This is a genomic window from Microcoleus sp. MON1_C5 (assembly GCF_036701875.1).
GTDB lineage: Bacteria > Cyanobacteriota > Cyanobacteriia > Cyanobacteriales > Microcoleaceae > Microcoleus.
The window spans coordinates 19,910-40,247 of the sequence record NZ_JAUBRN010000004.1; the positions used below are offsets into that span (position 1 = coordinate 19,910).

The 20,338-nt window shown below is 45.1% G+C and carries 15 protein-coding genes and 2 pseudogenes; 9 read left to right on the top strand and 8 right to left on the bottom strand.

The genetic code is table 11. The features are described from left to right. Positions 1–14: 14 nt before the first annotated feature. Positions 15–914, bottom strand: a complete 900-nt coding sequence (gene hslO / locus QUA71_RS03045) for an Hsp33 family molecular chaperone HslO (RefSeq protein ID WP_190734951.1) — start codon at positions 912–914, stop codon at positions 15–17. A gap of 523 nt (positions 915–1,437) precedes the next feature. Between hslO and QUA71_RS03050 the strand changes: the two genes are divergently transcribed. Further along, entirely contained in the window at positions 1,438–2,091 is a 654-nt protein-coding gene (locus QUA71_RS03050; protein ID WP_333282019.1) for a Crp/Fnr family transcriptional regulator, read from the top strand. Positions 2,092–2,556: 465 nt separating this feature from the next. Here the strand turns inward: QUA71_RS03050 and QUA71_RS03055 are convergent, their stop codons facing one another. Beyond that, on the bottom strand, positions 2,557–3,777 hold the full coding sequence (locus tag QUA71_RS03055) for an FtsW/RodA/SpoVE family cell cycle protein (RefSeq protein WP_333282021.1): 1,221 nt from the start codon (positions 3,775–3,777) through the stop codon (positions 2,557–2,559). A 97-nt stretch (positions 3,778–3,874) separates the two neighbouring features. Between QUA71_RS03055 and hsdR the strand changes: the two genes are divergently transcribed. From hsdR to QUA71_RS03070, 3 genes are read left to right on the top strand one after another with little or no spacing between them, the layout of a single operon-like run. Continuing rightward, positions 3,875–6,286, top strand: coding sequence for an EcoAI/FtnUII family type I restriction enzme subunit R (hsdR, locus tag QUA71_RS03060; protein ID WP_333282024.1), 2,412 nt, complete (start codon positions 3,875–3,877; stop codon positions 6,284–6,286). Further along, positions 6,286–7,719 (top strand): class I SAM-dependent DNA methyltransferase, encoded by a 1,434-nt coding sequence (locus QUA71_RS03065; RefSeq protein ID WP_333282027.1) that lies wholly within the window; start codon positions 6,286–6,288, stop codon positions 7,717–7,719. The genes hsdR and QUA71_RS03065 overlap by 1 nt, the downstream gene beginning before the upstream one ends. Beyond that, entirely contained in the window at positions 7,712–9,220 is a 1,509-nt protein-coding gene (locus QUA71_RS03070; RefSeq protein ID WP_333282030.1) for a restriction endonuclease subunit S, read from the top strand. The genes QUA71_RS03065 and QUA71_RS03070 overlap by 8 nt, the downstream gene beginning before the upstream one ends. 182 nt (positions 9,221–9,402) lie before the next feature. Here QUA71_RS03070 and QUA71_RS03075 read toward each other — a convergent pair whose 3' ends face one another. The 3 genes from QUA71_RS03075 to apcA form a co-directional block, all read right to left on the bottom strand. Beyond that, the gene (locus QUA71_RS03075; RefSeq protein ID WP_006634929.1) at positions 9,403–9,606 is read right to left on the bottom strand and encodes a phycobilisome linker polypeptide; all 204 of its coding nucleotides are present in this window, start codon (positions 9,604–9,606) and stop codon (positions 9,403–9,405) included. Between the two features lie 268 nt (positions 9,607–9,874). Beyond that, positions 9,875–10,360, bottom strand: coding sequence for an allophycocyanin subunit beta (apcB, locus tag QUA71_RS03080; protein ID WP_006634930.1), 486 nt, complete (start codon positions 10,358–10,360; stop codon positions 9,875–9,877). 175 nt (positions 10,361–10,535) lie between these two features. Beyond that, complete coding sequence (apcA, locus tag QUA71_RS03085; protein WP_006634931.1) at positions 10,536–11,021, bottom strand: allophycocyanin subunit alpha; 486 nt, start codon at positions 11,019–11,021, stop codon at positions 10,536–10,538. 829 nt (positions 11,022–11,850) lie between these two features. On the opposite strand from apcA, the gene QUA71_RS03090 reads away from it, so the two are divergent. Beyond that, a complete protein-coding gene (locus QUA71_RS03090; RefSeq protein ID WP_333282034.1) occupies positions 11,851–13,053 on the top strand; it encodes a hypothetical protein in 1,203 nt (400 codons plus the stop codon). A 126-nt stretch (positions 13,054–13,179) separates the two neighbouring features. On the opposite strand, the gene QUA71_RS03095 is transcribed toward QUA71_RS03090, so the two are convergent. After that, on the bottom strand, positions 13,180–13,764 hold the full coding sequence (locus QUA71_RS03095; RefSeq protein WP_333282037.1) for an endonuclease dU: 585 nt from the start codon (positions 13,762–13,764) through the stop codon (positions 13,180–13,182). Between the two features lie 98 nt (positions 13,765–13,862). Between QUA71_RS03095 and glpK the strand changes: the two genes are divergently transcribed. From glpK to QUA71_RS03115, 4 genes are all read left to right on the top strand, one after another. Further along, positions 13,863–15,350 carry a glycerol kinase GlpK gene (gene glpK / locus QUA71_RS03100; RefSeq protein WP_333282040.1) on the top strand — a complete coding sequence of 496 codons (1,488 nt, stop codon included), beginning with the start codon at positions 13,863–13,865 and terminating at the stop codon, positions 15,348–15,350. A 73-nt stretch (positions 15,351–15,423) separates the two neighbouring features. Further along, entirely contained in the window at positions 15,424–15,795 is a 372-nt protein-coding gene (locus tag QUA71_RS03105) for a c-type cytochrome (RefSeq protein ID WP_333282043.1), read from the top strand. A gap of 282 nt (positions 15,796–16,077) precedes the next feature. After that, positions 16,078–16,527: a DUF3122 domain-containing protein gene (locus tag QUA71_RS03110; RefSeq protein WP_333282046.1), complete on the top strand. Its 450-nt coding sequence runs from the start codon at positions 16,078–16,080 to the stop codon at positions 16,525–16,527. 325 nt (positions 16,528–16,852) lie between these two features. Further along, on the top strand, positions 16,853–17,068 hold the full coding sequence (locus QUA71_RS03115; RefSeq protein ID WP_333282049.1) for a hypothetical protein: 216 nt from the start codon (positions 16,853–16,855) through the stop codon (positions 17,066–17,068). Between the two features lie 169 nt (positions 17,069–17,237). Here the strand turns inward: QUA71_RS03115 and QUA71_RS29180 are convergent. Next, positions 17,238–17,474: pseudogene (locus QUA71_RS29180) on the bottom strand (pentapeptide repeat-containing protein); the annotation flags it as partial. Positions 17,475–17,498: 24 nt separating this feature from the next. Continuing rightward, positions 17,499–20,285: pseudogene (locus tag QUA71_RS03120) on the bottom strand (pentapeptide repeat-containing protein); the annotation flags it as partial. Positions 20,286–20,338: the final 53 nt, after the last annotated feature.

Here is a 20,338-nt window from a genome sequence, read left to right on the forward strand (position 1 = left end):
TACACATTATTGTCTCAAGAACCGGAGTTCGATCGCAAATCGCCGATCAGTTCTGCAAGTTGGTCGCTGTTAGCTTTGTAAACCTCGTTGCAGAAATGGCACGTAGCCTCAGCCCCGCCATCTTTTTCAATCATGTCTTGGAGTTCCGCTTCGCCCAACATTTTCAAAGCTCCCAAAACTCGATCGAACGAACAGCCGCAGTGAAACCGCACCATCTGAGTTTCCGGAAAAATTTCCAGACCCATATCTCCCAGTAACTCTTCGAGAATCTGGTGCAGCGTTTTGCCCGATAGCAGCAGTGGCGTAAAGCCCGACAATTCAGCAACTCTAGATTCTAAAGTTTGCACCAATTTTTCGTCCGTTGCCGCCTTCGGCAGAACCTGCAACAGCACACCCCCAGACGCTTGTACCCCGCCCGCCCCCACAAACACCCCCAAAACCAGAGCCGAAGGCGTCTGCTCCGAGGTTGCCAAATAGTGAGTCAGATCGTCGCCAATTTCGCCGGAAACCAATTCTACCGTACTTGAGTAAGGGAAACCGTATCCAACGTCCCGCACCACGTACAAATAACCGTCACCTATTGCCCCGCCCACATCGAGTTTGCCTTTAGCATTGGGTGGCAGTTCCACTCCGGGATTGTCCACATAACCTCGAACTGTTCCATCGAGTCCCGCATCAATCAGAAGCCCGCCCAGCGGCCCATCTCCTTTGATGCGAATGTTGACTCTCGATTCGGGTCGCTTCATGCTGGAGGCGAGTAACAGCCCTGCCGACATCGTGCGCCCGAGGGCCGCTGTAGCCACGTAGGAGAGCTTGTGCCGCTGTCTTGCTTCTTCGGTAAGGCGGGTGGAAATGACGGCTACAGCGCGAATTCCGCCCTCTGCGGCTGTAGCGCGAATTAATTGATCGGCCATGAAAAACCTTACTTTGTCTTTTGATACCTTCTTGAACTATTTTAGAAGTTCTTGAAGGTTGTGGCAGAAGATAGCAGCAGTTGACTCGGCGGGCCTGTCCGTGCGATCGAACTTCAGAACTCGCCTCTGTTTTCTATAAAACCTCGATCGATCAACTATTTATTAACAAATACTCTGATTGATTCTTCCACTTAAATATTTATTTAATATGCCCACAAAAACGAGGGCATTGTTTTTCATAATCCACCCGCATCTCACTCATTTTATAACAAAAAATCACTAACAACTAACAACTAACAACTATAGCCATCCTAAATCATTTGTGAATTTCTTACTCCCTCCCCTTTATAAGGGGAGGGTTGGGGTGGGGTAAAAAGTTTACGACTCATTTATGATTGCTATAACAACTAATGACTAAAGCTTATCTTGCCGCTAACCAGACGATTACCAAACCTTTACCTTTGTCGGCTACAGTGAGATGCGTAGGTCTCAGACCAATGTTTTTTAGCTGGAAATAAGGGATATGCCACCAACATCCAAAGCACTTTTAGCGGAAATCCAGCATAACACAGGAGCGACTCGAAACTTGCATTTTTATGCCAAGGGCGAAACCATTCCTATGATGTCGCACGGTCTTTGGCGAGTCTGTCAAGGCCTAGCACAACTGAGCACGCTTTATCCAACCGGGGAAGAAGGACTTTTGGGTTGGGTTGGGCCTTCGATGTGCTTCGGTTTGTGGTTGACAAGCTTGCAGACTTACCGAGCTACGGCGACCTCAGATATTTATTTGATGTGGTATTCTATGGTGGAAATCGAAGCTTCTCCTCAATTGGCTCACGAGTTGCTGCCTCAAATGGTACGGCGGCTGCGGCAAATGGAAGCAATTTTAGCGATCGCCGGACAGCGGCGAGTAGATGACCGTTTGTATCAGCTTCTGCTATTATTGCAACAGGACTTCGGTCAGCCTGTGGTTGAGGGAACTCGTTTGAATATCCGCTTGACACATCAAGATATTGCTAATGCGATTTGCACGACGCGGGTAACAGTAACTCGAATGCTGGGAAAATTGCAGCAGCAAGGGTTCATCAGTCGAGATGGCGATCGGCATTTAATTCTTAACAAAGATGTTTTTGCGTCCACATCGGATTTGTTTGGCTGCAACCCTCAAGCAGTGTAGAACCGACAGCAATTTGCATTTACACTTTTTGGCATTTACATAAAGTCTTCCAGTATTAGCTATCAAATCTCTGTGCATGAGAATTGTTTGTCTGGCTCTTCCTCTCCCTATCTACAGCTATACCTTTGCAGTTGGAAAAGATATAATATTAAGCGGTGCATCTATTTAGGGAAAAACTCAATGGCTAACTCAACTCAAGAAACACCGCAACCAGACAAAAAAGAATTAACTGACATTACAGCTAAACCTCAAGAACAACAAGAAGAACCGCCCAATAAGGGTGAGGGGCGGAAATAGTCGATCGTTAGTTTTTATTTGCTATTACTCGTTCCCCGGATCTGCCTTACCAGGCAGATCCGGAGGCGGAGCCTCCAATTTGCCCCAGCAAGAATCGAGGCAGAGCCTCTGGGGATTGGTTCCCCGGCTCTGCCTGGAAGTTAATCGGGTGTGTTTACTATTGACAAATTATTCAGTTTGTGTAGTTGCGTTGTTCGATCGCAAGTTCGGCTTTCCCGGCTTTCCACGGAGGCCGTTTAAAGAAACCACATCAGCCTCAGAACTCTCCCTCGCCACGCGAATCAGCAACCCCGACAACAACAAACTTGCCAACATCGAAGAACCCCCATAACTAAAAAACGGCAGTGGCAAACCCGTAGTCGGCAAAACCCCCGTCGCCACCCCAATATTCAGCAGCGACTGCCCCACCATCACCACCATCACCCCGATCGCGACCAACTGACTCTCACTATTTCGAGCCTTCATCGCTACCCTCAACGCCACAGTAGAGTAAGCCGCCAACATCAGCAACAGGGAGAAGCCTCCCACCAAACCAAACTCCTCAGCAAACACAGCAAAAATAAAATCGCTGTACTGAATAGGCAAATAAAATAACTTTTGCTGGGACATCCCCAAACCCACACCCCAAACGCCCCCAGAACCGACAGCCAGGAGACTTTGAATCAACTGATAGCCGTCTTGCATCGGGTCAGCCCAAGGATTGAGAAAAGACATAATCCGGCGGCGCTGATATTCCCTAAAACTAATACTTAAAACGGCTAAAAGCATTCCTCCCATAGCCGTTGCGCCCAACTGCAAGTAAGGCAAGCCCGCAGCCAAAGCCACCAACCACAAAGTCATCCCGCACAAAGCCGTGGTACTTAAATTCGGCTGCAACAAAATTCCCAACAGCATTGCACCGAAAATTAACAGCCAAGTTAAGCGAACTTTATTCGTCAACCGGTACCAGTTGCCGAAAATGCGGGCGCTTTGGAGAACAAAAAACGGCTTGATCAACTCAGAAGGTTGAATAATCGGAACCGGACCAAGAGATATCCAGCGAGTCGCCCCGTTAATTGTGGTTCCCACCCCCGGAACCAAGGTCAGCCACAGTAATCCCAGCAGCAACAAAACGCCTAACTGAGATGTTTTCATGATGTAGCGCAGTGGGGAGTACACCATCAAGTTAAAGCCGGCCAGCCCGATCGCCACTGCGACTAGCTGTCGTTTAAAATAATAAAGGCCGTCTCCAAATTCATAATTTGCAATGGGATAGGAAGCCGAAAACAATGCTGTCAGCCCTACAAACAGCCACAGAAAAGTCAGCCACCTCAGCCAGCGAGCCTCAGCGGCCCATTGAGACGCGCTGGGGTCAAAAAAGGGAATCAAGCGTCGAATGTCATTAGCCATAGGATTTTAGAATGATCTCCATAAACTCTAACAAAGATGGCTAAAGTACCAGATTGGTTAATTTACGCATTAATAAGCAAGGTAAGTGAATTTACAGATGACTAATAAACGAGAGCTTTCAGAGGCGGATATTTGTACACAGTATATTTTACCTGCTTTGGTTCGAGCGGGGTGGGATATTAGTAAGCAAGTCCGAGAACAGGTTTATTTCACCGATGGTCGGATTTATGTCCAAGGTAATATAACCAAGCGTGGGCGGGGAAAAAAAGCCGATTATATTCTTTATTACAAGTCGAATATTCCGATCGCTATTATTGAGGCTAAGAAGAATATTTATCCAGTTGGTCAGGGGATGCAGCAGGCTTTGGACTATGCCGATATTTTAGATTTGCCTGTAGCTTTTAGTTCTAATGGTGATGGGTTTTTAGAACATGATAAATCGGGTTTTTCTAGTTTAGTTGAGCAAGAATTGAGTCTTGATAATTTCCCGACTCCTGACCAACTTTGGCAGAAATATAAGAAATATAAGCAGATTGAAACGCCTGAAGCCGAAGAACTCGCCAGTTTTGATTACTTTTTCGATCCAAAAGGGCGGCAACCTCGCTATTATCAGCAAATTGCGATTAATCGGACGGTGGAAGCGATCGCCAAAAATCAAGATCGTTTACTATTGGTGATGGCTACGGGTTCGGGTAAGACTTACACCGCTTTTCAAATAATTTATCGAATGTGGAAAAATGGTGTTAAAAAACGGATTTTGTTTTTAGCCGATCGCACATCGTTAATCAGTCAAACGAAACGCGGTGATTTTAAGCAGTTTAAAAATAAAATGACGGTGATTAAACATAAAAAAGTTGACACCGCATTTGAAATATATTTGGCTTTGTATCAGGGTTTAGTTAATTATGATGAGGATGTGCTGGACTCCTATCGAGAGTTTAGTCCAGATTTTTTTGATTTAATTATCGTTGATGAGTGTCATCGCGGTAGCGCGGCTGAGGATAGTAAATGGCGAGAAATTTTAGAATATTTTAGTTCAGCTACTCAGGTGGGTTTAACTGCTACTCCCAAGGAAACAAAGGAAGTCTCTAATATTGAATATTTTGGCGAGCCGATTTACACTTATTCCTTGAAGCAAGGGATTGATGATGGGTTTCTGGCTCCTTACAAGGTGATTCGAGTTGGTTTGAATGTGGATTTGGAAGGATATCGACCAGAGGCGAGTAAGCAAGATAAATCGGGGGATTTAGTTGAGGATCGGATTTATAATCTCAAGGATTTTGACCGAACTTTGGTAATTGACGATCGCACACAGGCTGTGGCTAAACGGGTGATGGATTTTTTGCGGAAAACTGATGTTTATGCGAAGACGATTATTTTCTGTGTGGATACTGAACACGCGGAACGGATGCGACAAGCCATTGTTAATGAAGCAGGAGATTTAGTCAGGGAAAATTCTAAATATGTGATGCGAATTACGGGTGAGGATAAGCAAGGTAAGTTGGAATTGGATAATTTTATTAATCCTGAAGAACGTTATCCAGTAATTGCCACGACTTCTAAGTTGATGACAACGGGGGTTGATGCTCAGACTTGCAAATTAATTGTGCTGGATTCTAATATTCAATCACCAACAGAGTTTAAGCAAATTATTGGGCGGGGAACCAGGATTAATGAACAGTTTGATAAGCGATTTTTCACAATCATGGATTTTCGGAATGTGACGGATCAGTTTGCCGATCGCACTTTTGATGGCGATCCGGTGATGATTAAGGAAGTCCGCGAGGGTGAGGCATTTACACCTGAGAATATTGCTGGGGATACAACATACGAAATTATCGATCTGGAAACGGGCGAAGTCATTGATTTTGGTCAAGAAAATGACAACCCAGAAAATACAAAACCGATAATTATTGAGGGTGGCGAGATTATCACAGAAAAGCGAGATAAGGTTTACATTGCTGGGGTAGATGTGACAATCTTAAATGAGCGGATTCAATATCTTAATGATGCTGGAGAGTTGGTGACAACGAGTTTGCGCGATTATACGAAACAAAATTTACTGCAAAAGTTTAGTAGTTTAGATGAGTTTTTAAGCCGTTGGCATCAGGCGGATAAAAAAAGTGCTTTGATTGCTGAACTGCGCGAACAGGATGTTGTGCTTGAGGATTTGCAGAGGGATGTTGAGAAAGATTTGGATTTATTTGATTTGATTTGTTATGTTGCTTGGGGTTGTCCTCCTTTGACGCGGAAGGAACGGGCGGAAAATGTCCGCAAGCGAGATTGTTTTGCGAAATATGGCGATCGGGCGCAGGCGGTGTTAGATGCCCTATTGGAAAAATATGCAACAGATGGGATTGAGAATATAGAGGATATTTCTGTGCTAAAATTAGAACCGCTCAAACAACTTGGCTCTCCTGGGGAGATTGTCAAACTGTTTGGCGGTAAATCTCAATATATTGAAGTTTTACGAGAATTAAAGTCTCAATTGTATCAGTTAGCGGCATAATGAAAAATCTGGGCGGTAATATCAAAAGGCTGCGTAATTTTATGCGGCAAGATCCCGGTGTGTCTGGGGATGGACAGAGGATCGAGCAGTTGGGCTGGTTGTTATTCTTGAAAATTCTTGATGCTAGTGACAAAGAGTTAGAATTGCTCAAGGATGATTTTGTGTCGGTGGTTCCCGAGCCTTTGCGCTGGGGTAATTGGGCGGCGGATAAGGAGGGGATGACGGGGGATGAGTTACGGAATTTTATTGATAGTAAGTTATTCCCCACTTTGCGATCGCTCGACATCAGCACCGGAAATCAACGGGCGGCGATCGTGCGGGAGATTTTTGAGGGTACGAATAATTACATGAAGAATGGGACAATTATTCGGCAGGTGTTGAATAGTCTCAACGAAATTGATTTTGAAAGTTCCGAAGATCGGCATTTATTCGGGGATATTTACGAGACTATTTTGCGCGAACTCCAGACGGCGGGCGCTTATGGGGAGTTTTACACGCCTCGCGCTTTGACGGAGTTTATGACAGAAATGGTTAACCCGATGTTGGGGGAAAAGGTACTCGATCCGGCTTGTGGAACCGGTGGTTTTTTAACCTGTGCGATTAATCATCTGCGTCAGCAAGGTTTGGATCAGGTGCGGGATCTGGAGACTTTGGAAAAGACGATTAAGGGGATGGAGTTTAAGCCCTTACCGTTTATGTTGGCGGTGACAAATTTGTTTCTCCATGACATTGAAGTGCCGAATATTGAATATACTGATAGTCTGAATCGGGAATATACTTCTATCGGTGATGCCGATCGCGTGGATGTGATTTTGGCTAATCCGCCGTTTGGGGCTTCGGTGACGGATGGGGTGCAGGATAATTTCCCGATGAGTTATCGCACGACGGAAAGTGCGGATTTGTTTCTGTTGTTGATGGTGCGGTATTTGCACGATGGGGGACGGGCGGCGATCGTTTTACCGGATGGATCGTTGACTGGGGATGGGGTAAAGGCGCGGATTCGTCAGCATTTATTGGAGTCTTGTAATCTACATACGATCATCCGTTTGCCTAATTCAGTGTTTCAACCCTACGCATCTGTGGCGACTAATCTTTTGTTTTTTACGAAGGGTAAGCCGACAAAGGAAATCTGGTATTGGGAACATCAATTAATGGAAGGGGTGAAGGCGTATTCTAAGAAAAAACCGATTCAGAAAAGTGAGTTTCAGTCGCTGAAGGCTTGGTGGGGTCAGCGAGAGGAAAGTGAGTACGCATGGCGGGTGAGTTTTGCGGAGTTGGAGAAAACTGGGTTTAATTTAGATGTCAAAAATCCTCATGTGCCTGAGCAAGAGAGGAGTTATAGTTCGGTGGAGTTATTGGGGATGTTGCATGATTCTTTTCGTAAGAGTGATGAGTTGTTAGATAGTTTAAAAAAGGAAAGAATTAATGGTTAAAAATCTCAACTTTCAATTTTGCAAGCTGTCCTTTATAAAAACTGATAGTGAAGAATTAAGCCAATTAGAAAACACTATCCTAATGAAGTCTATTTTTGAGGAATACAAGCAAGCTTTTCCCCTCAAAAAAGCTTTGTCAAAAACACAATATGGTTTTTCTGCTTCAGCTCAAGATTCAGGAAATTGTAGACTATTAAGAATCACTGACATTAAAGAAGATGGTATTAATTGGGCTACAGTTCCTTTTTGTGATTGTAGTGAAATTGATAAATATAGATTAGACGAGAAAGATATATTGATTGCTCGAACGGGCGGAACTACTGGAAAAACTATGTTAATTCAAAATATAGAGGAAACCAGTGTTTTTGCAAGTTACTTAATACGACTTTCTGTATCTGAAGATTACAACCCAGAATATATTTATCTATTTTTAAATTCCTATTTGTTCTGGAATCAAATTCTTGATTTAAAAAATGGAACGGCACAGCCTAATGTGAATGCGAATAAAATGACAACCATAATATTCGCCTCATGTCCAAAAGAAATTCAGGATGAAATTGTAGAATATAAAAAAGATAAATCTCTAAAAAATTCTGTTTTAAAACAAGCTCAGTTTTATTTTCATAAAATAAATATTGTTCATCAAAATTTAAAGTTAATTATTAGTGAAAATGAGAAGCAATCCCAGATAATTTCTAATTTGAAACAGGCGATTTTACAAGAGGCGATCGCAGGTCAACTCACGGCAGAATGGCGCACGCAAAACCCAATGCAAAAGGGAAATCCAGACACCGACGCAGCAGCACTCCTCGCCAAAATCAAAGCGGAAAAACAACAATTAATTGCTGACGGAAAACTGAAAAAAGAAAAACCCCTCCCCGAAATCTCACCCGATGAAATCCCATTTTCTTTACCTGATAGTTGGGTTTGGTGTCGTTTAGTAGAAATTGCCGAAGGTTTTGAATATGGATCAAGCTCTAAATCACTTAAGTCTGGGAAAGTTCCAGTTTTAAGAATGGGAAATTTGCAAAATGGATTAGTTGATTTAACAGATTTAGTATATACAAATGAAGAAAAAGAAATAGAACAATATGCTTTATTTTACGGCGATCTACTTTTTAATAGAACAAATAGTCGTGAATTGGTAGGAAAAACGTCTTTGTTTCTCTATGATAAAAAGATGATCTATGCAGGTTATTTGGTTCGCTATAGAATGCTTGGTTCAATAAGTTTTCAATACACTAACTATGTAATGAATTCTCAACTTCATAGAGATTGGTGTCATACAATTAAGGTTGATGCAATAGGACAATCTAATATTAATGCAACTAAATTACGAAGCTTTTGTTTCCCCCTTCCTCCTCTTGCCGAACAAAAAGTGATCGCTGAAAAAGTCGATCGCCTAATGAACATAATCGACCAACTAGAACAACAAATCAAACACCGCAAACAACTCGCCGAAGACCTCATGCAAACCGTCCTCCGCGAAGCCTTTGAATAACCTTAATGATCGGGACTTACGCACCCAAACCTTCATAACCGGGTTTTTTGCCGTTTCTGCGGTCTGTGACGCGCCTTCTGGGCAAAAAAAAACCGGTTTCTGAGCACCCGTGCGCCCAAGACTAAACAACAAAAAAGAGGTCATCGCGACCTCTTACCCCTCTACTAATCCAGCTTCGGCTCTTAAAGTAAACCTGTATTAGCTCCGGGCTTACCGGTAGCCAGTTGCACTTTAATAATTCTGCCGCCCATTTTCATAATTCTTTGCTGTTCCCGGAACCAGTTGTCGTAGGGAACCAGCTTAGTAAAATAGGTATTTTGCAATTCGCGCTGAGTGCGGATGCGAGTTTGACTGGGGACGCAAGCAGTCACCTTAAACATTCTCATGGGAAACTAACTCCTGAGTAGGTTTACAGATTTTTAGATGGATTTTTTAAAGATTGAAGGCAGGGAGTTAGGAGTCAAAACTAGCTCGTTAAAACTCGTCGGGCTTTCTCGACAAGCCTTTGACGGTCTAGCAATCACTCTCAACTTCCCTGACCTCTTTTCAAAGCCAAAGGTAACAAGTCCAAAGTTAAAAGTTAAAAGAGGCAAGAAATAAATGTTATTTCTTCTTCTTCTTTCTTCCTTCTTCCTTCTTCCTTCTTCCTGAGTCTTAGCTCAAGCCAGAGCAGATGTAGTCGAAATAGACGCCCATTTCTTTACCAGCGTCAGAACCGACCAAACCGGCGGTGACTTCTTTCATTGCTTGGATTGCTTGTACGGTAGAACCGATGGGCACGCCCAAGGAGTTGTAGGTTTCTTTCAAACCGTTGAGCACGCGCTCATCGAGAATGGAAGGGTCGCCAGCTAACATAGCGTAGGTGGCGTAGCGGAGGTAGTAGTCCAAGTCGCGGATGCAAGCTGCATAACGACGAGTGGTGTACATATTGCCGCCGGGACGAGTTACGTCAGAGTACAACAGAGACTTAGCAACTGCTTCTTTGACGATTGTGGCTGCATTGGCGCTGATGGCTGTAGCGGCGCGGACGCGCAGTTCGCCAGAAGCAAAGTAGTTTTTGAGCTTGTCTAGAGCGCTGATGTCCAGGTACTTACCTTGAACGTCAGAGGAATTGATAACGGCGGTAATTGCGTCTTGCATGGTTGTCTTGTTTCCTAGAAAGTGGCTGAGTCAGTCCAATTTTGGAGCTAGAATTTGGAATTTGGGATTTGAGATTTGAGATTTTTAACTGGCTGGTTATTTGCAAAAGCTTTTAACTTGTTGCCGGCAACCCCCAATTTTTTAATCTAAAATCGAAAACCTAAAATCAAATTCCTTACTGCATCGCACCGATAACGTAGTCGAAGTAAGAGGAAGCTTCGGAAGCGTCTTCTCCAGACAGCAGCGAGCTTGCTGCACTTTTCATAGCGCGAATGCCTTCGGCGACGCCTTCAATCGGGGTGCCGAGAGATTTGTACATTTCGCGGACGCCGACAATACCGATTTCTTCGATCGGAGTAATGTCGCCAGCTACGATTCCGTAGGTGATCAAACGCAGGTAGTAATCCATGTCGCGCAAGCAAGTTGCGGTCATTTCTTCGCCGTAAGCGTTGCCGCCGGGAGAAACAATATCAGGGCGCTTTTGGAAAAGTTGGTCGCCTGCTTGCTTGACGATGCGTTCGCGGGATTCGCTCAAAATTTGGGCGATGCGGACGCGGCGTTCACCAGAGGTGACAAAGCTCTTGATCCGATCTAATTCACCTGGGCTCAAGTAGCGAGCTTCGGCGTCTGCGTTGACGATTGATTTGGTGACGATACTCATCTTGTGTGTACCCGCTGGATATTTTGCTATATGAACTGCTCTGCGCTGGGCTAGCGAAGGCGGGCGCTTGCGTCCCGTATCTTTCCTGCTCAGGCAGGAGCTTTGACGGGGAAGGCTGGACTTTCCACACTCAGCAACTGTTGAAGTTGTTGGCGGGTGACTGCCTTCGGTGCTTAACGGCGCTCGTTCTTCACGCCGGTGCGGTTGTGAGTGCTCGCACTAAGCCTGTCGCTTACAATACCACAAATGACTGATGCGATCTTTAATTTACGATCGAGATTGCAGCAGGCCACTTAGTGGCGATCGAGTGACTGTCCGGCAGTTAGTAAGGATATTGCTTCTCTGACACAACTACCTCTCGCAAGTATTTTGAGGCATTATGTTCACATTCTGAGTGTTACTGTAATAGTTTGTAACATTCCTTTTCATATTGGGACCCTCGCTAGGGTGTTCTGCGTTAAAATTTCACGGATTAAAAACTCGCTATAATTCTCTCACAGCAAGGGTTACAGGCGATAGATTATTAAGGGGGATTTGTGGCGGGCGACGGTGCAACGCTCAAAGACTTTTCCCTGAGAGGGAAGGGAGACAGGCCGGAGATAGAGGGGGAGATGTGCGATCGTCTCACATCTTGCACCATTCTGAATAAGTCTTGGACGGGGGGGATATCCTGCCAACCCCTACTCCTCACAAGAAAACTCACTCTTTGCGTTTGTGCAACAGGCCGTCGGGTCTGTTCTCGATCGTGATGCCAGATATTAAGATCGTCGGAAATCGTAAGTTTCGAGCTTGTAGCTAGATTTGACTCTCACTTTTAATCTGGTGCGCCGTGAAAAGAAATCTATCAGCCCTTAAAAAAGCTTTACAGTTTGGCATTAGCGGTGCTGTCGGCGGTTTCGCCGGCAATCTAATCACCGAACCTTTCATGCAGGGGCTCACTGGTTCGGAATCTGTTTTTGACAGTGTATTGTCCACAGCTCGCTGGTTTGGATTGGTAGGCGGTGGCATTGCTACTGCTATCATGTTCGGCTATTATTACTATATCAAAGGCAAGCCTCAAATTAAACAGGCTTTAAAAAATGGCGGATTGTTTGGTTTAATAGCAGGAGCGATTTCTGGGGCGATTGCCGAAGGTATTTACAGCGGAATTGGCGACGGAAACAACGAATTATTGCGAGTAATTTGCTGGGGAATAGCTGGCAGTTTGTTAGGACTGGGACTTGCACAGCGGATTCCTAATTTGGGAGCGCTTCGCGGCACGGGAGGCGGCGGTGTTGGAGGAGTTTTGGGCGGCTGTTTGTTTATTCTGTTTGCTTACAATCTATCCGGTACCGCGGGCCGTTTAGCTGGCTGTGCTGCGATCGGTTTTTGGATAGGCATCATGTTGGTTGTAGCTGAAACTTTGTTCAACAAAGCTTGGCTGGTAATTAGTTACGATACCGGAGCAAATCGCACTCTCACTCTGGGATCGGAACCGATAACTTTTGGTAGCGATGAAAATTTGTCTATTATCTGCATTCCTAATGTTTCGCCCTTGGCCATGCGATTTCAATTGGAAGCAGGTCAAATTGTTTGCGAGAATGTTGATAGTGGGGCGGTGAGTTATTTGCGATCGGGCGACCAAAAGAAAATCGGCAACTGTACAATTACAGTAGGAAACTCGGACTTGCCAGCCCCAACACCAACAAATATTCCGCCTACCTTTATATCAGATCAGCCCGCAGTAAATTCTTTTACCAGCAGCCAACTTTCTCTGAAAGTAGGCAGTCGAGTTATTCCTCTGAGTGCGGGAACTCAACTATTCAACTCTGACATACCGAGTTTAACAGCCGCAGCCTCTAACGGTCTTGTAGCTATAGTTACTTCTCGATCGAGAAACGAGCTTTCGTTAGGATTGACCAATTTGTGCGATCGCGCTTGGTGGGCTACAGACATTCAAGGCGACATAAAAATGGTAGAACCTGAAAGTACCCTGACTTTGGCATTGGGAACTCAAATCGAATTCGGTGAAATTGACGGCGAAATTGTGTAAGTAAGAGAGTACAAACTGACATATTGCACCATTGTCAATAAGCCTTTCATGGGCGGGCAGGATGCCCACCCCACAAGAAAATTTACTCTTTGTGGAACGGGCATCTTGCCCGTTCTTAATAATAATTTAAGCAGAACTGCTACTAACTCCATTAATTACCGCCGCACCAATCAAATGAGCTAAACGCAAAGCTTCAGGAACTTTCCCAGTGTCTGTCAAACGCTGAAGCACCAGCGCAATTACTTCGGCTTTTTCGCCACAAACTTGAAAAAAGAAAGGTTCAAAAGTGTGAATTTTTCCGGCGCGGCGCAACAATTCTAAACGGTATTCTGAATCGGGTAAATGGCGGAGGGCTTTTTCAACAGCAGCTAAATCTGGTTGGCGCCGCATGACAGCAACGCAAGGAATTTGCAGCCGCGATGCTAACTCGGGAAGGTCAATAATATTGAAGCCGCCGAAAGCAATTCCGTCTAGCAAAACAAGATGCAATTGCGGCAGAAATTTGCCTCCGAGGAGTAGCCCAGAAATAGCATCCGTGGCATCTAATCCGTCTGGGAAAAGTTGTCCCCACACCATTCCTTCAAATCGAGTTCCCCCGCAGACTATGCCCGCGATCGACACCATACTGCCGCTTGTACGAGAAAACGGAGCGTCGTCAAAGCCAATAACCTTAATTGTGCGATCGAGCCTGAGCAAATCTGCCAGTTTCAACTTGTGGAGTTCCCTAAACTAAAGTTTTTGAGATTAGCTTGTGTTTTACATAGTATCATATACGTTAAATAGCTCATTACTAAAAAGGTTTTAGACAATTGGCAAAAAAATACGTAGCAGCGATCGACCAAGGAACCACCAGCACCAGATTTATCATATTCGATCGCCGCGGACAGATAATTTGCAGCAACCAACAAGAACACCAGCAAATCTATCCGCAACCAGGATGGGTTGAACACAATCCCGAGGAAATTTGGCAGCGAACCCAAAGCGTGATTAAAAATGCCCTCGAAATCGGCAATATCGATCCCAAAGATATTGCTGCCCTCGGTATTACCAACCAGCGCGAAACTGCAATTGTTTGGGACAGAAAAACTGGCAAGCCTTACGGCAATGCGATTGTTTGGCAAGATACCCGCACTCGCTTTATTTGCGATCAATTAGCTGAAGTTAAGGGCAAAGATCGATTTCAAAAACGATGCGGTTTGCCGCTGGCTACTTATTTCAGCGGGCCGAAAATTAAGTGGATGCTGGACAATATTCCAGGATTGCGGGAAGCTGCAAATCAAGGGGATGGTATTTTTGGCAATGTCGATACTTTTCTGATTTGGCACCTGACTGGCGGCGCGCACATTACCGATGTTACCAACGCCAGCCGCACGATGCTGATGGATTTGCAAACCCTGGATTGGGATGCCGAAACTTTGGAAATAATGGCAATTCCCCGCCAGATGCTGCCAGAAATTCGCCCTTCGAGTCAAGTTTTTGGAACTGCAAAAGGATTGCTTGCAGGTGTTCCAATTGCTGCTGCTTTGGGCGATCAGCAGGCCGCTCTCGTCGGGCAAACTTGTTTCAGTCCCGGGGAAGCAAAAAATACTTACGGTACGGGCTGTTTTATGCTGCTGAATACCGGTGAGGCGATCGTCCCTTCAAAAAACGGGTTGCTGACAACAGTCGCCTACAAGATGGGGGAATCGCCCGCTGTGTATGCTTTGGAAGGCAGTATTGCGATCGCCGGAGCTCTAGTGCAGTGGCTGCGGGACAATTTGGGCATCATCAACACATCTGCAGAAGTAGAAACATTAGCAAATACAGTCGAAGATAGCGGCGGAGTTTACATTGTCCCGGCCTTTTCTGGACTCTACGCGCCCTATTGGAAAGACAGCGCGCGGGGAGTAATTGCAGGTTTAACTCGCTACGCGACTAAGGCACACATTGCCCGCGCAGTATTGGAAGCGACAGCGTGGCAAACGCGGGAAATATTGGATGCGATGAATCAGGATTCAGCAGTGCAGCTTTTGTCTTTAAAAGTAGACGGAGGTATGGTGGGAAATCACACGCTGATGCAGTTTCAGAGCGATGTTTTGGGAGTGCCTGTGGTGCGGCCTGTGGTAGCAGAAACTACTGCACTCGGTGCGGCTTATGCGGCAGGTTTGGCGGTGGGTTTTTGGAGTCAGCTAGCCGAATTGCGCGACAATTGGGCGGTGGATTGTACTTGGGAGCCGACAATGCCGATCGCACTTCGCGAGCAAAAATATCGCTTTTGGAAAAAAGCAGTTTCCCGCACATTCGATTGGGAAGAATGAATCGCTGAGTTAACCCCAAAATCCGTATTTAGTGATATCCTTAAATCAGCACTATTTTTCAAATTGCAAATAAATGATTTCGCTAAATAACTTAAAAAAAATTCTCACCGCCTTTCTATTGATACTCACACTGGCATTTGTAGAAATCGCCACTAATTCCCAAATCGCCCTCGCAGATACAGCTACAAATCCCACAACCGCAGCCGAAGTCTTCAGCGCCAACTGTGCAGGCTGTCACATCAACGGCGGCAACATTATCAGGCGCGGCAAAAACTTGAAACAAAAAGCATTAAAAAAATACGGCATGGATTCCATCGCCAACATTTCCAACTTAGTAACCAACGGCAAAGGTATTATGCCCGCTTACAAAGATCGTTTGTCGGAACAACAAATTATCGATGTTTCAGCTTACGTGCTATCCCAAGCTGAAACCGATTGGAAATAAACCAGACTATCTACATTGTAAGACCAGGTTTAGCGCCTAACTTCAGGAAACCAAGCCGAGGTATAATGTAGGGGCAGGTTTAGCGCGTAACTTGGTAATAGATGAATAATCTTTATACAAAGCCTGCCTGCTTCTTGTCTTCTATTGTTCATCCCTTAATAATCTCAATACAAACCTGTCCTTTTTTCTGTTGTTTGCTAAAAAAATGTAAACTATTGGAGGTATTGGAAGTTGAAAAAATATTATTGTTGGCGTAGAACTTTAACTATTATTAGCTTGTGCTTGTATATAATCTTAGCGGTTAGCCCGCCTGCTTTCGCCTCGATTCACAAATATCAAGAAACTGCCGAGACAGTAATGTTTCGATCCGTACAAAGCCTGCGCGATACAGACGAAAAAGCATGGCAAGTGGTTTTGTACAAGCGAGTCAAGTCGGGAGTAGTAAAGTCTTTAAATCTGAGATTAGTAGGATTTCCCGGAACAGAATTGCAGCACCCGGTTCCGCTGAAAGTTGCTGCAGGCAAGCGGGAAATTGGCAATGCTAATGATATTTGGAACGAGTCGGGTTTGCCAATTAATGTCGGAGAATACGATTTCAAATCAATAATTACACAACTGGAAAGTAATCGACCTTTGCTGTTGAATTTTCCCGTAAAAAATCAAAAAGAAACAGAATTGCTGGTTCCTCCTTTTGCTGTCAGAGAATGGCGGCTGTTGTTAGACAGAAACTAAATATACGAATTTAAGCGCACTCTACATTTAACAGCAATACAATTTCCAATGTCACAAATCGCTATGTTTAAATTATGCCTTAAGGTAGATTTAAGGTAAGGGAATAATAATACAGCCGGGCCAAAACTAAATAGCTCAATTTAATCGCACTGTACATTTAAAATCTCTACAGTTTCCTGGATGTATCCAAAATAACTTTATTTACATACACCTTAAGGTAGATTTAACCTATTTGAAGTGTAATTATGAAACAAACTAAAACCTGAGTTAGTCGGGTGACAAAACTTCAGTGTTTTAATGTAGGTGTATTCAGGGTGAATCTAGTATGACTTTAATCAGTAAAATTGTCCGAAAAGCTTTGGCAACAGGTTGCTTAACGGTTGAGGCCGAAGAACAGTTGCGACAGCAGTTGCAGATGACTAAGTACGGTTTAGAAGATTTTGAGGCTTTTATTAATTTGCAAAAAGAGGTGATGGAGGGTAGGGTGAAACAGCAAGCTTTGGAATTGTTACGATCGCGCAAATGTTCTGCAACGGCTTGAATCCAGTTCGATCGACCTTTTGGATAAAATAAGGTCGATCGACCTTCGTATGTCGATCGGTCTTTCGGGGGCGGACTCTCGGGCCCACCCCACAAGAAAATTCACTCTTTGTGGAACAGGCCGGAAAGCCTTTTCATAAAAATGATACGCCAAGCGTGGAAAAAGGTTTCTACTGCATTCCTAGCTGTCGCCTTAACGCTTCTGGAACATTAACGGCTGTATCCAAACCTCGAACATTCTCCCACTTTGTGTTTTCGTTCCATTTGACATCGCCAAAAGTGCGATCACCGAGGTATGCGCCGCTGAGGTCTGCGCCGCTGAGGTTTGCGCCGCTGAGGTTTGCACCGAAAAGCTTTGCGCCGCTGAGGTATGCGCCGCTGAGGTATGCGCCGCTGAGGTTTGCGTCGCTGAGGTTTGCGTCGCTGAGGTCTGCGTCGCTGAGGTCTGCGTCGCTGAGGTATGCGCCACTGAGGTCTGCGCCGCTGAGGTATGCGTCGCTGAGGTATGCGCCGCTGAGGTTTGCGTCGCTGAGGTATGCGCCGCTGAGGTTTACGCCGCTGAGGTTTGCGCCGAAAAGCTTTGCGCCGCTGAGGTTTGCGCCGCTGAGGTTTGCGCCGCTGAGGTTTGCGCCGCTGAGGTTTGCGTCGCTGAGGTTTGCGCCGCTGAGTTCTGCGCCGCTGAGGTCTGCGTCAATGAGGTATGCATCGCTGAGTTCTGCGCCGTTGAGGTCTGCGCGGCTGAGGTTTGCGTGGCAGAGGTTTGCGCCACTGAGGTTTGCGCCACTGAGGAAGCTCCCAACTGTTTGGCGAAAGCCAGAACCCCCAACACACCCGCTATAACCTATGAGACGCAACAACCGACTTGGATCGTCAAGTTTACCTTCAGCATTAGGTTTCCCGCAAGGATAAAACATTATTTTGTCTTTGAATTCAGGTGTCTCCTGACCGTAACGGTGCAACTCCAACAGCAAAATCATCGCATTCAAACCAGCATAAATATCTATTTGTCGCTGTCCCAAGGTTGAGGTTCTCAATTGCTCTCGCAGTAGGCGCATCTTCTTTTGAGGCAAATTTTCCGGCGGCGCATCAATAAATTCCCCCTCGCACCACCGCACATAAAAACCCTCCAGACGCTGGAATAACTCCACAGGGCGAAACAAACTTTCTTCCCCTGCAACAGCCGGAGTTGTTAACAACCCCATCAAATATTCCACAATTTCTCGCGTCAGCGGCCCATAACCCAACAAATCATAAATCTCCCCGTCCATCTGAGAGTCTTGAATATTAAATCCTCTACGTTTGTTTCCTGGTTCCGTCCACTCTTCCAGACTTTGTTTCAATCGTTCCGCACACAGAAATTCACCAAAACTCTTGTGTACAAACTCCACAGAACCTTCTTTGCTGCCTTGCTGAAGATAAAAAACCGCCAAAGCATTTCTCAGAGGATCATCAATCCGTTTTTGTGCTTCCTCCAGAAATTCTTTAGCTGAGTCATGTGCTTTCAATCGTTTTTCAATCATCGCTACAGGAGCGCATTCCCCTCCCGACTGCACCACGCACAACGCGGCTTCTGTAAGGATGCGCCGCAAATCCTCTGTTTCCAATTCTGTCAAATCGCGATTGAGCTTTTCAGACCGCTGTTCCGTGAGTACCCAATTCACAGTTTTGTTGTAAATCAAAATTTTTGCTTGAGTGCTGTTAGTTCCTTGAAAATCCTCAAGTTTCAAGGTTTCGTCCCGGTGCATCGCCGCTAAGAGATAAAGCAATAGCGGTTCTCGCGACAGTTCTGATTTTACATTTTGTGGACAGCTTTGATGTTGCAAAAAATGCTTAAAAGCTGAGGTTTTTGCCGCACCAAATTGGGCTTTCCACTTGCTTAACCACTGTTGCTGTAGTCGGTTATCCATCACCTCAATTTTGACTCGCTCCAGGTTATCTGGCATTTGCCTTTCAATCCCTTGCAAAGCTAAAGTTCGGCCAGTAATCAAAACCCGGTGTCTCATTTCCGAATTCTGCTCGCAGTCCCGCTGAAATTGTCCTACTTGCTTGAGAAATTGCTCTAAACCGCCGCTACTTCTCCCCTCCATCACCAACTCGTCAAAGCCATCCAAGAAAAACAAATATCGTGTGTTTAGATCCATCAACCAGCCGTCATCGCTAGCAAAACCCGCAGTAACTGCATCTTTTAGCGTCTCTCGAAAACTCTTTTGCAATGTGGGAATATCTCGCAGTCGAATTAACACGGGCGTCCAAACTGGATGCAAATGTTGCCGCACCCAGTCAGCAAACATCCGACAAAAAACGCTCTTGCCGCGTCCGGGTCCAGCTTCGACGAACATCACCAGATTTTGTTTGTTTTCATCTGCAAGCAAGTTTTTTGCCCAACTTTCTAAATCAAATGCTGCGACACGCTTATTAACAGCACCATTTTTATCAATTGCCTTTGCCTTCAGAGGGACGTAGATATCCTTGAATGAAAAATTTTCTGCAAATACGGGTTCTAGGGGTAGAGAGGCTATCAGTTTTTGCAGGTAGTTGTCAATGCTTTGATATTTCTGCTGTTCCTCCCGCCATTCGGTGATAGAAGGCTGTCCAAGATGTTTCATGGAATCGCCGGAAACTGCCCAAGCTTCGATCAAATAGCGGTGAGTATTAGCAGCAACTCTCTTTGTCAAAATTTGAGCTTCATCGGCCTTCAGTCCGGCTTGTTGCAGCCGCTCTGACAGCACTCGGTTAAATTCCGTGGCTAACATCGAATCGCGGAAGCAAATAACAGTTTCTTTGGCTGCTTTATCGTTAACTTCTAAATCTGCCAATTTTTTAAGCAACTGCTTAACTTTATCGGAAACCGGAGTTTGCCCCATGCGATTTAACAGACTCTCATCTGGTCCAATAACCTCCTTAAAACTTTCCAGATAAGCCGCCTGACTGACGAGGGCAATGCACTCAGCTAAAGTCGGCTGCTGTTGAGTTTTTTCGATAAAAAACGCCAGCATTTTCGCCGCAATCCCGATAAATGGCAATCCAGTTCCCACAACTTGAGCTAAGGGAGAGTTCAAAACCTCTAGCAGCAAGTTGCTATTGTCCAGCTTTTGTTCTTTGAACATTTTTGCCAATTCTGCGGCTGTTTTCCCAGCTTCTCCGATTCCCTCCGCTGCTTCGGCGGAACACAGTTCTTTGATATCAGTATTTAAGAATTTCCAGATGCGCTTTGCCATTTTTACCTGCCACCTTTCACAAGAGAGAATGTGAGAAAATTTACATTTAACTC

Bases quoted from the DNA above. Each gene is read 5' to 3' on its own strand.
- QUA71_RS03050 (WP_333282019.1), top strand. From the start codon at position 1,438: ATGCCACCAACATCCAAAGCACTTTTAGCGGAAATCCAGCATAACACA.
- hslO (WP_190734951.1), bottom strand. From the start codon at position 914: ATGGCCGATCAATTAATTCGCGCTACAGCCGCAGAGGGCGGAATTCGC.
- QUA71_RS03075 (WP_006634929.1), bottom strand. From the start codon at position 9,606: ATGAGAATGTTTAAGGTGACTGCTTGCGTCCCCAGTCAAACTCGCATC.
- hsdR (WP_333282024.1), top strand. From the start codon at position 3,875: ATGACTAATAAACGAGAGCTTTCAGAGGCGGATATTTGTACACAGTAT.
- QUA71_RS03065 (WP_333282027.1), top strand. From the start codon at position 6,286: ATGAAAAATCTGGGCGGTAATATCAAAAGGCTGCGTAATTTTATGCGG.
- apcA (WP_006634931.1), bottom strand. From the start codon at position 11,021: ATGAGTATCGTCACCAAATCAATCGTCAACGCAGACGCCGAAGCTCGC.
- apcB (WP_006634930.1), bottom strand. From the start codon at position 10,360: ATGCAAGACGCAATTACCGCCGTTATCAATTCCTCTGACGTTCAAGGT.
- QUA71_RS03105 (WP_333282043.1), top strand. From the start codon at position 15,424: ATGATTTCGCTAAATAACTTAAAAAAAATTCTCACCGCCTTTCTATTG.
- QUA71_RS03055 (WP_333282021.1), bottom strand. From the start codon at position 3,777: ATGGCTAATGACATTCGACGCTTGATTCCCTTTTTTGACCCCAGCGCG.
- QUA71_RS03070 (WP_333282030.1), top strand. From the start codon at position 7,712: ATGGTTAAAAATCTCAACTTTCAATTTTGCAAGCTGTCCTTTATAAAA.
- QUA71_RS03115 (WP_333282049.1), top strand. From the start codon at position 16,853: ATGACTTTAATCAGTAAAATTGTCCGAAAAGCTTTGGCAACAGGTTGC.